Below are 11646 nucleotides of genomic sequence, written 5' to 3'. Positions count from 1 at the left end.
TGTACATTCCCCCAGTTAGTAAAAAGCAAATTTATTTTACCATTTACTTAACTGGTTTTCCACAGGTGAAAAAGAAATCAACAAAGTACACAGCCTGTTGATAACTATTAAAGTGATATGCACATTTTGACATGATAAGAGCAAAACTGTTAATTTATGCACAGTACAGCTGTGAATTATGGATATTATTCTATCAATACTTGAGGTAAAATACCATATGCGTTATCCACATGGTGTGAATTAAGTTTTTAACACCATGTGAGTTGTGGAAAACGTTGGGAATTATCTTGTGGAAATTATACGTAAGAAAAATATTTTATTTTTTATCCACATGAAAAACAATGAATTTTTAGAAAATATTCACGGGATTTAAAAGTCTTTTTTTCTTAAAATACTTGGTTTTTATGGCTTTTCGTGCTATCCTTAATAAGAAATTGTGCAATTGGCACAAAAATTTATGGAGGTGCAGTTTAATATGACAACTAAGAGAACTTACCAACCTAAGAAGCGTCACCGTTCACGTGTTCACGGTTTTATGAAGCGTATGAGCACATCAAATGGCCGTAAGGTTTTAGCAAGACGCCGTGCAAAAGGTAGAAAAGTCTTATCTGCTTAAACCACTGAATCCCAGTGGTTTTTTTAGTCTACTAGAGTGGAATGAAACGTTTTGAGAAAGTCTTATCGAGTAAAATCTGAAAAAGATTTCCAGCAAGTTTTCGAATCTGGCGACTCAGTCGCTAACCGAGCTTTTGTCATTTATAAGGTAGAAAAAACAGAAAATAAACACTTTCGAGTAGGAATTTCTGTGGGCAAAAAGGTTGGTCATACCGCAGTCGCACGTAATCGACTCAAGCGTTATATTCGGGCCGTGATTGATGAAGAAAAATTGCAGATTAATCCGCATGTTGATTTTTTAATCATTACGCGACCTTATGCTCGCGATTTTAATATGGCTCAGGTGCGTAAAAACTTGCTTCACGCATTATCGTTAGCTCATATTATTGAAGAAATGCCAGATAAAGTTGAGGAAAAATAGATTGAAGGACATTCTGACCAAGAGAAATGTCAAACGTCTTCTTGCAGTCTTAGCAGTAGCAATACTTGCTGTTGTATTGACAGGATGTGCTACTACGGGAGCAAATGGTCAAGCAACGCCAATCTCACATACAAGTGGTAATTGGTGGGACCGTTGGATCGTTTATTACATGTCAGCTTTTATTTTGTGGCTAGCTAAGTTAATGGGGAACAGTTATGGCTGGGCAATTATTGTCTTCACCGTCATTGTTCGTGTCATCTTAGTACCTTTGAATGCTATTTCAATTCGAAGTACTACTAAGATGCAAAGCATTCAACCACAAATTAATGAGTTGCGTAAGAAATATCCAGGACGTGACACTGAATCAAGAACATTATTACAACAAGAAACTAACAAGCTTTATAAAGAAGCAGGCGTAAATCCTTATACTGGATGTTTGCCTGTCCTGATCCAGTTGCCAGTTATGTATGCACTGTATGGTGCGATTTTACGTACACCACAGTTACAAACTGGGCGCTTCTTATGGATGGATTTAAGCAAGCCCGATCCATATTACATCATGCCTATTTTAGCAATGATCTTTACGTTCTTATCGACGTATATTAGTCAATTATCGACGCCAAAATCATCGCAAAATGGAATGACCAAAGTAATGATGTACGGAATGTCTATCATGGTTGGTGTGATGGCCTTAAACTTCCAGTCAGCTATTACACTTTACTGGGTAATTTCCAACTTGTTCCAGGCGCTTCAAACCTTTATCTTGCAAAACCCTATTAAATATAGAAGAGAGCAAGAAGCAAAGGCTGAGGCTGAGCGTGAACGCAAACGTAAACTAAGAAGGGCTTACAAGCGTTTAGGACGCAAAAAGAAATAAAAGAATATTAGTCTAAAATGATTTTTAGATAAAGTAGTCAAAGTGCTTTATCCATCATGGTTATTCGTGGTGGTATAATGCGCTTTTTTTATTGAGAAAAGGGAAGAATTATGGCTCAAACTTTGACAGAGTTCGATACTATTGCAGCAATTTCAACCCCCATCGGTGAAGGCGGAATTTCAATCGTAAGAATGTCTGGTGAGGATGCAATTAAGATTGCTGATAAGGTTTTTAAAGGCGAAGATCTAAGCAAGGTGCCGACACATACTATTCACTATGGTCATATTATCGATCCGGATACTGGGAAAACGATTGATGAAGCAATGGTGACAGTGCTGCGTGCGCCCAAGACCTTTACACGTGAAGATATTGTAGAAATCAATTGCCATGGCGGAATCGTTGTAACTAATCATATTTTACAATTGTTGCTGAGTCACGGTGCGCGAATGGCTGATCCTGGTGAATTTACTAAACGTGCTTTTGTGAACGGACGAATTGACTTAACTCAAGCTGAGAGTGTGATGGATATCGTTCGGGCCAAGACGGATAAGGCACGACAAGTGGCTGTTGGTCAATTAGCTGGTGGATTGTTACACAAGATTCAGGCAATGCGGCAGGAAATTCTGAATACTTTGGCTAACGTTGAGGTTAATATCGATTATCCAGAGTATGATGCAGATACTGTTACCGCAAAACAGATGGCAGACACATCTAGATCAGTAATTGATAAAATTAATCGCTTATTGAAGACAGCACAAGAAGGAAAAATCTTGCGCAATGGTTTGGCTACTGCAATTGTTGGTCGTCCTAATGTGGGAAAGTCTTCTTTATTGAATTATCTGACTCAAAGCGACAAAGCGATTGTGACCGATGTGGCTGGAACAACGCGTGATACGCTAGAAGAATATGTGTCTGTAAAAGGAGTACCGCTAGAGCTAATTGATACTGCTGGAATCCACCACACTGAAGATAAGGTGGAAAAAATTGGTGTAGAAAGATCAAAAAAGGCCTTGGAGCGAGCAGATCTGGTCTTGTTGTTAATCGATGCTAGTCAAGCATTAACAGCTGAAGATCAAGCCTTAATTGAAGCGACAAAGGACAAGAAGCGAATCGTGATCTTAAATAAGTCGGATTTAGGTCAAAAAATAACAACTACTGAGATGGAGAAACTAACGGGTAGTGATGTTATTTCAACTTCGATTTTGAAAGAACAAAACTTAGATACGCTTGAAGAATTGATTAATAAGCTATTTTTTGCTGGGATTGAAAATTCTAATGATCAAATTATGGTAACCAATCAACGCCAAGCTTCCTTATTGCATAAGGCTAAGAAAGAATTGGAAGATGTAATTCAAGCAGTTGAAGATGGCGTCCCTGTTGATATTGCACAAATTGATTTTACTGGTGCTTGGGATACTTTAGGTGAAATCACTGGTGAAAGTGCCCCAGATGAATTAATCACGCAATTATTTAGTCAATTCTGTTTAGGAAAGTAGGATGAAAATGGTTAAAACATATGATTCAAATGAATATGATGTAATCGTTGTCGGTGCTGGGCATGCTGGATGTGAAGCTGCGTTGGCAAGTGCCCACATGGGACAAAAAACTTTGCTGGTTACGATTGGTTTGGATATGGTGGCCTTTATGCCATGTAATCCATCTGTTGGTGGACCAGCTAAAGGGACAGTTGTCCGTGAGATTGATGCTTTAGGTGGTCAAATGGGAAAGAACATTGATGCTACCTATATCCAAATGCGGATGTTAAATACGGGTAAGGGGCCAGCTGTGCGTGCGCTACGTGCTCAAGCTGATAAGTGGCAATATCATGAACACATGAAGGATACGATCGAAAATACGCCCAACTTGACCTTGCGTCAGGCTATCGTGGATGAATTGGTAGTTGAAGATGGCGTCTGCAAAGGTGTGATTACCAATACTGGTGCGAAGTATCATGCTAAAAGCGTTGTTTTGACTACAGGTACAGCGGCTCGCGGTAAAATTATTATTGGGGAATTGACTTATTCTTCAGGTCCAAATAACACTACTCCTTCAATTAAGCTGTCGGAAAATCTAGAAAAGTTAGGTTTTAAGCTGCGTCGTTTTAAAACCGGTACTCCTCCACGTGTTAACGGCAATACAATTGACTATTCTAAAACTGAGGAAGAACCTGGTGATAAAACTCCACGGCACTTTTCATATGAAAGTCGTGATGAAGATTATTTACAAAAACAAATTTCTTGTTGGATGACTTATACTAATCCAACCACACACACGATTATTAGAAACAATCTTGACCGTGCACCGATGTTCTCTGGAATTATCAAGGGTGTAGGCCCACGTTATTGTCCTTCAATTGAAGACAAAGTTGTCCGCTTTGCAGATAAGGATCGCCACCAAATTTTCCTTGAACCAGAAGGAAAGACTACCAAGGAAGTTTATGTAGGCGACTTTTCAACTTCAATGCCAGAAGAAATTCAATTAAAGATGATTCATTCTGTTGCGGGATTAGAACATGCGGAAATGATGCGACCAGGATATGCAATTGAATACGATGTGGTTGAACCATGGCAATTGAAGCATACTTTGGAAACCAAAAACGTAAAGCATTTATTTACTGCAGGCCAGATGAATGGAACATCAGGTTATGAAGAAGCAGCTGGTCAAGGTTTAATTGCAGGAATTAATGCGGCATTATCTGCTCAAGATAAGCCAGGATTTACCTTAGGCCGTAACGATGCTTACATTGGCGTGTTAATCGATGACTTGGTAACCAAAGGGACGAATGAACCATATCGTCTACTTACTAGTAGAGCAGAATATCGTTTGATTTTACGCAATGATAACGCAGACTTGCGTTTGACTGAATATGGTCATGATCTGGGCTTAATTTCTGACGAACGCTTCGCACGATTTGAAGAAAAGAAGCATGCGATTGAAGATGCAAAGACGAGACTGCATGAAATTACGGTTCATTTAACTGATGAAGTGCAGGAATTTTTGCAAAGTATTGGTCAGGAACCGATGAAGGCCGGTGTTAAGGCCGATGTTTTCTTGCGTCGCCCTAATGTTACTATTGCTGATATTGAACGGTTAACTGGTGAAAAAGTTCCAGGCGATCGTTACGTTAAAGAACAAGTTGAGATTGGTATCAAGTATGCTGGCTATATCAAGAAAGAAGAAACCAGAATTGCTCGCTTAAAGAGACAAGAAGCCAAAAAAATCCCAGCAGATATTGATTATGACCAAATCGAAGGTTTAGCTACTGAGGCACGGCAAAAATTTGAAAAAATTCGTCCTGAAACTTTAGCTCAAGCAGAACGAATTTCAGGAGTTAACCCAGCTGACTTGGCAATCTTGAGTGTTTACATTCAAAATGGGCGTTACTCTAGAGTGAAAAAGTAGAATAGCACAAAAATAGCGTAGGAATAGTATTCTACGTTATTTTTATGCGCAAAATTATAAAATAACGTTTTTCTAAGTTGGATAGCTATGAAATAAATTGTAAAAAATTTTTTCTTAAATTTTTACTATAAGTAACAATGAATATACATAAAATAAGTGAAATTTAGTATAATAATGTTCATCAAATCACAATATAAAACGCTACCATTCAGCTTTTTGAGATATTGAATTTGGTAAAGCTTGTGAAGTGATTATTATTACAAAAGCGTTTTCATTTGCGTAATAACGGTGATTTTATCGGTTTGCAAATGTGAAAAAAAGTGTTTTAATACATTATGAAAGAACAAAAGTTAAGGAGATGCACTTATATGACAAAAATTAATGGTTCTGATGCAATGCTTAAAGTTATTTACGATTGGGGAATTGATCATATCTACGGTTTCCCAGGTGGTTCATTCGACTCAAGTATGAACGCTATCTATGACTTTAGAGATAAGATGAAATTTATTGAAGTACGTCACGAAGAAGCTGGTGCTTTAGCTGCTTCTGCAGAATATAAGTTAACTGGTAAGTTGGGTGTATGTTTCGGTTCAGCTGGTCCTGGTGCTGCCCACTTATTCAATGGTTTGTATGATGCTAAGTTTGACAAGACTCCAATGGTAGCAATTGTTGCTAACGTTCCAACTAGCCGTCAAGATATTGACTTCTTCCAAGCTTTTGATGAAGACAAGTGGTTCTTGAACGCTAGTGTTTGGTGCCGCCAAGCTAAGACCGCTGAACAAATTCCAATTTTAACTGATGAAGCTATCCGTCAAGCCTACGCAAGAAAGGGTCCTGCAGTTATCATTATTCCTAAGGACTACGGTTGGCAAAAGATTGATGACACCTTCCGTGTAAACAAGGATGCTCATCCAGCAGACAATTATCCAGCACCAACTAAGGCTTCAGTTGAAGAAGCTGTTAAGCTTTTGAAAGAAGCTAAGAACCCAACCATGTACATTGGTTTAGGTGCAAAGGATGCTGGTGAAGAAGTTAAGGAATTTGCTGAAAAGTTCAAGACCCCTATTATGTCATCATACTTAGGCAAGGGTGTAGTAGAAGACAAATTCCCAGCATACATGGGTACTATCGGCCGTATCGGACCTAAGGCTGCTCAAGAAGTCCAAAGCGCAACTGACTTAGTTGTTTGGGTAGGTAACAACTCACCATTCTCAGTTTTATGGTTCCCTAAGGATGCTAAGGTTATTCAAATTGATGTTGATTCAGCTAAGTTTGGTAAGCGTCACTCAACTGATGTTTCAATGCTTGCAGATGCTAAGAAGGCTTTGAGAGCAATTATTGACGCTGGTGAAGAACGTAGCGAATCACCACTTTACAAGGCTGCTATTGCAGACCGTGAGAACTGGGATGCATGGCAAGCAAGCTTTAAGAACTCAGATGAAATGCCTGTACGTCCTGAACCAATCTGGGATGTTATCAACAAGAAGGCTGATGACAACGCCATCTTTGCTATTGATGTTGGTAACGTTAACGTTGACTCATGCCGTCTTTTGAACTTGCATGATGATCAAAAGTGGACTACTTCAGGCTTGCACGCAACTATGGGTTATGGTGCTCCAGCTGCTCTTACTGCAGCAACTGTTTACCCAGACCGTGAAGTATGGCAATTAGCTGGTGACGGTGGTTTTGCTATGATGAACCAAGAACTTCTTACTATGGCTCGTTACAACATGCATATTTTGAACATCGTCTTCACTAATGAAACTTTGGGTTACATCCAAGCAGAACAAGAAGATGAATCTAACCAACCATTATCTGGTGTTATTATCCCTGATAACGACTGGGCAAAGGCTGCTGAAGGTATGAATGTTAAGGGTGTAACGGTTCGCACCAAGAAGGAATTCGAAGATGCTGTCGACGAATTCAAGAAGATGGACGGTCCAATGTTGATCGACGTCAAGTACACTCACGAAATGCCTTACTCAACTGAATTGAACTCACTTGACGACCCAGCCTTTGTCAAGAAGTATCAAGCTGAAGACTTGAAGCCATTCAGTTACTTTGCAGAAAAGTACGGCTTAGAAGCTGACGCTGCAACAGGTGCATCTCAACATGAAGAATCAGAACCAGAAGAGGATCCTGCTCCTGATACGGTTTCAGGTGCTTCACAACACTAATTTGGTTGAGTAACCTGAAAAAGCGAGACGTTTGTCCCGCTTTTTTTGTTGGGATTGATATTTCTTGGGAAATATCCTTATTTTATATATGATTTTAAACATAGATAGCTAATAAATGAAATACAGATGCTTATAATAGATAGTGTTGGATATGAATTAATGCTTATTAGCCAATAAGCGCTATGTGTAAAAAGAGGCTAAATTATGAAATCTAAAAAGGCTCTAATTAGTTTACTTGCTACTGCTTCACTTGCAGCATTATTTTCAGCATCATCTGTCACTGCCAACGCTGCAGACAACAGCAATTCAACTGTAGTAGCTAAGTTTGATAAAGCTATAACAATTAAAAATATTCCTCGACTTAGCAAGTGGGGCTACATTGTAACTGTAAACTCCGATTCTCAACCTATTTCAGTGGGCAAAGATAGTTATCAAAAAATGCTAAATGACTCTGAATTTAGAAGTGGAAATACTATCAGTCCTAAAAAGGTGAAGAATGTTAAATTCAAAGTGGTAAAAATTGCATATGCTAAACATCATAACGGTGCGTTGATGTATTTAATTACTTCTAAAGACAACAAATATAGCACCTGGACTACTAATCCTGGTATGCAATACTGTGCTTTTAATAGCAAAGCACTTCAAGGAGTAGTTAAACCACTTAACAGAATAAGCAAGAGAGCTACCGCTCAATTTCCAACTTATAAATGGCAAAAGATTTCTAAAAAAGCTAGAGCTACTAGAATTAGAAAAAAATAAGCATGACTTTAATTTAGCTGTTAAAGCAGCCCAAAAACTAAAGGGTCAACAACGTAAATTCGTTCTAGCATCTTTAAAGCAGGCCAAAAAGGAAGGGTATATTACCAAGCTAACATTACCATTAGCCTTTAATATCTTGCTCTGGGGAATTGATCAATAGAAACAATATTTCCTAGGAAATAAGTCTAAAACTAGTGTGAAACATTTTTGCCCAATAACAAAAAGATTATTAAGCGGAATTGAAAAGTGGAACCATTTGGTTTCGCTTTTTTGCGTGCTAGAACGTATAATAATACTTGATGAATTTTGATTAATGGAGGAATTATTAAACATGCAACAATTCGGCGTTATCGGTTTGTCTGTTATGGGCAAAAACCTTGCTTTGAATGTTAGAAATCACGGCTTCTCCGTATCAGGTTTCTCAATTGATAAACCTGAAGTTGATGCTTTCGCAAAATATGAAGATGATAAATTAAAGCCTTGCTACACCTGGGAAGAGTTCGTAAACTCACTTGAAAAGCCACGCAAGATTTTGATTCAAATTATGGCAGGCGATCCAGTGGACCAAACTTTGCAAAAATTGCTGCCGCTTTTGGATAAAGGCGATATTTTAATCGATGGTGGTAACTCAAATTATCACGATACTAACCGTCGTTTCCACGAAATGGAAAAGCACGGCATTCATTTTATTGGTATGGGTGTTTCCGGTGGTGAAGAGGGTGCCTTGAATGGTCCAGCTTTGATGCCAGGTGGTGATGAACCAGCCTATAAGGAAGTTGCTCCAATTCTTGAAGCTATTGCCGCTAAGAATACTGAAGGCAAGCCATGTGTCTACTACATGGGACCTGAAGGTGCTGGTCACTATGTCAAAATGGTGCACAATGGTATCGAATACGGTATTATGCAGGAATTTTCAGAAGTTTACAACTTACTCCGTGACGTTGCTCACAAGAGCGATGATGAAATGTCAGAAATTTTTGATAAATGGAATCATGGTAAGGTAGAAGCATATCTTAGCGAAATCACTTCAAAGGTTTTGGCACAAAAAGATGATTTAACGCCAGATCACGTAATCGATCACATTTTGAACGTTGCTTCATACAAAGGTACTGGTAACTGGATGCTCGAAGATGGTGTTGCACTTGGCGCTCCTGTAACGGTGGTAGCCGAGGCTGTAATGGCACGTTTCATGAGTAAGCAAGCACACTTGACAATTGAAAAGGGCGTTAAACCAACTAAGTTTGAATACAATGGTGAAATTCCTGATGATATGGTTGACGTATTCGAAAAATCATTGCAATTAGCCCAAGCTGTTGCCTATGCTCAAGGTTTCCAACAATTGACAATGGCTGCTGAAGCTTATGATTGGGACTTAAGATACAAGTCAATTGCTCAAGATTGGGAAGCAGGTTGTATCATTCGTTCCGCAATGCTTAAGGATATTGAAAAAGCCTATGACAAGAACGGCAAGCTAATGAACCTATTCCAAGACGATTATTTCCGCGGCTTGATGAAGGAAAACTTGCCAGCTTTGCGTAAATCAGTTGAGTTTGCTACTAAGTGTGGTGTGCCAACTCCAACTTTGAGCGCAGCTCTTAACTGGTTGGAATCAATCTTTAATCCAAACTTGCCAGCTAATATGATCCAAGGACAACGTGACTACTTCGGTGCGCACACTTACCTTAGAAATGATCGTGAAGGCGTCTTCCACACCGAATGGTATGAAGAAAAATAATTAGTTTCACATGAAACAAAAGGTCAGTTAGAACAATTCTAGCTGGCTTTTTAGTGTACAATAGTTTGTGACACGTTTTTTTATTGTGAGGGAGAAAGTAATGAAAGACGAGGCAAACAGAACTAATATTAAACTGTTGCTCCAAGCACTACTTGTCGGAATATGTACCGGCGTAGTAGTTGGTTTATTTAGATTTGGAATCGAAAAGACATCTGGTTTTTGGTTATACTTGTTTCAATTAGCGCACCAGAATCCGTTGTGGTTTATTGCGATTATCATTGGCTTTATTGCGGTAGCGGTAATTGCTGGTTATTTTGTTAAACAATATCCCCATGTTGGTGGTTCTGGTATTCCAGAAGTAAAATTGCAACTGCAAGGGAAGCTATCACTACAATGGTTTCCAATTTTATGGCGGAAATTAATCGGTGGTATCTTGGTTATCGGCACAGGGCTATTCCTAGGACCAGAAGGACCATCATTGCAGCTGGGCTCGACAATTGGTCAAGGTGTTGCTCAGGGATGCAAGCAGAACAAATTAAAAACTAGAATTCTGCTTGCAACAGGGGCTTCAAGTGGTTTGTCTGCCGCTTTTGGCGCTCCTTTGAGTGGTGCCTTGTTTGTCTTAGAAGAAGTATTCCATAACTTTTCACCATTAGTTTGGATGAATGCTTTAGCTGGCGCAATTGCTTCAAACTTTGTCGTTTCAAACTTGTTTGGCATTCGTCACGCCCTAGCAATTCAATATAACTATTCATTTCCGATTTCGTTGTACTGGCACTTGCTTATCTTAGGGATTTTATTAGGCTTATTGGGTCATTTATATAAAGTTGGTTTATTTAGTTTAAAGAAGGTCTATGCTAAAATCACCATTTTACCTCGTTGGCTGCATGGACTTATTCCTTTGGCAATATTAATCCCGATTGCTTACTTTTGGCCATTAATCACCGGTCCAGGTAATCGGTTAATTCTGGCATTGCCGAATATAATCACTAAAACAGGTTGGGGCATTGTAGGGATGCTAGCCTTCTATTATGTCATGAGAATTGTTTTCTCCATTGTTGCTTATGATTCAGGTCTTCCTAGTGGTATCTTCCTGCCAATTTTGACAATGGGCGCTTTGATTGGTGCAACTTATGGACTGATGATGGTACAGTTAGGCTTGTTACCGCAGCGTTTAGTAGTTAACCTAGTGATTTTCTCAATGGCTGGTTATTTTGCGGCAATTATTCGGGCCCCGTTTACGGCAATTATCTTGATTACCGAAATGGTCGGATCCTTACTTCACTTAATGCCGCTAGCTGTAGTTGCTTTTATTGCTTTGTTAGTTGATGAACTGCTTGGCGGGAAACCAATTTATGGCTTGCTCGCAGCCGCTATGGACAAGAGTAGTGACCACAAAGCTAACTATACTGGTCAGGCTGATACAATGGCTCTGCCAGTCTATGAGAGCAGTAGACTGGTTGATAAAACCATTTCTGAGGTTCAATGGCCAGTTGATACTAGGGTAAGAACAATTCACCGTGATGTGGATGAGATCATACCAAATGGTCAAACGGTAATTCGCGGCGGAGATATGCTTATTCTGGAGTTTGATTCAAGTCAACGTGGCGCGGTTTATAGTAAAATGAAACAGCTGCAGGGCGTCGAGCTGGATGGATAG

9 protein-coding genes are annotated in these 11646 nt (G+C 39.2%); all 9 read left to right on the top strand.

The annotated features are described in order from the left end of the window. Window positions 1-475 precede the first annotated feature (475 nt). The 9 genes from rpmH to J6L97_RS10930 all read left to right on the top strand — a co-directional run bounded on the left by rpmH (window position 476) and on the right by J6L97_RS10930 (window position 11646). Window positions 476-616: a 50S ribosomal protein L34 gene (gene rpmH / locus J6L97_RS10970; RefSeq protein ID WP_003549412.1), complete on the top strand. Its 141-nt coding sequence runs from the start codon at window positions 476-478 to the stop codon at window positions 614-616. A 51-nt stretch (window positions 617-667) separates the two neighbouring features. Then, window positions 668-1036 (top strand): ribonuclease P protein component, encoded by a 369-nt coding sequence (rnpA, locus tag J6L97_RS10965; RefSeq protein WP_005726675.1) that lies wholly within the window; start codon window positions 668-670, stop codon window positions 1034-1036. Window position 1037: 1 nt separating this feature from the next. Further along, window positions 1038-1913, top strand: coding sequence for a YidC/Oxa1 family membrane protein insertase (locus J6L97_RS10960; RefSeq protein ID WP_005721891.1), 876 nt, complete (start codon window positions 1038-1040; stop codon window positions 1911-1913). Between the two features lie 110 nt (window positions 1914-2023). Then, complete coding sequence (gene mnmE / locus J6L97_RS10955) at window positions 2024-3409, top strand: tRNA uridine-5-carboxymethylaminomethyl(34) synthesis GTPase MnmE (protein WP_057726292.1); 1386 nt, start codon at window positions 2024-2026, stop codon at window positions 3407-3409. A 7-nt stretch (window positions 3410-3416) separates the two neighbouring features. Continuing rightward, entirely contained in the window at window positions 3417-5315 is a 1899-nt protein-coding gene (mnmG, locus tag J6L97_RS10950) for a tRNA uridine-5-carboxymethylaminomethyl(34) synthesis enzyme MnmG (RefSeq protein ID WP_035442900.1), read from the top strand. A gap of 368 nt (window positions 5316-5683) precedes the next feature. Then, complete coding sequence (gene spxB / locus J6L97_RS10945) at window positions 5684-7492, top strand: pyruvate oxidase (protein ID WP_057726294.1); 1809 nt, start codon at window positions 5684-5686, stop codon at window positions 7490-7492. A gap of 204 nt (window positions 7493-7696) precedes the next feature. After that, complete coding sequence (locus J6L97_RS10940) at window positions 7697-8251, top strand: hypothetical protein (protein ID WP_223876331.1); 555 nt, start codon at window positions 7697-7699, stop codon at window positions 8249-8251. Between the two features lie 331 nt (window positions 8252-8582). Continuing rightward, on the top strand, window positions 8583-9986 hold the full coding sequence (gene gndA, locus J6L97_RS10935) for an NADP-dependent phosphogluconate dehydrogenase (protein ID WP_005723621.1): 1404 nt from the start codon (window positions 8583-8585) through the stop codon (window positions 9984-9986). 100 nt (window positions 9987-10086) lie between these two features. Continuing rightward, on the top strand, window positions 10087-11646 hold the full coding sequence (locus tag J6L97_RS10930; protein ID WP_054832719.1) for a ClC family H(+)/Cl(-) exchange transporter: 1560 nt from the start codon (window positions 10087-10089) through the stop codon (window positions 11644-11646).

The organism is Lactobacillus crispatus (assembly GCF_018987235.1).
GTDB classification, from domain to species: domain Bacteria; phylum Bacillota; class Bacilli; order Lactobacillales; family Lactobacillaceae; genus Lactobacillus; species Lactobacillus crispatus.
This window is presented reverse-complemented; position numbering and strand designations above follow the sequence as displayed.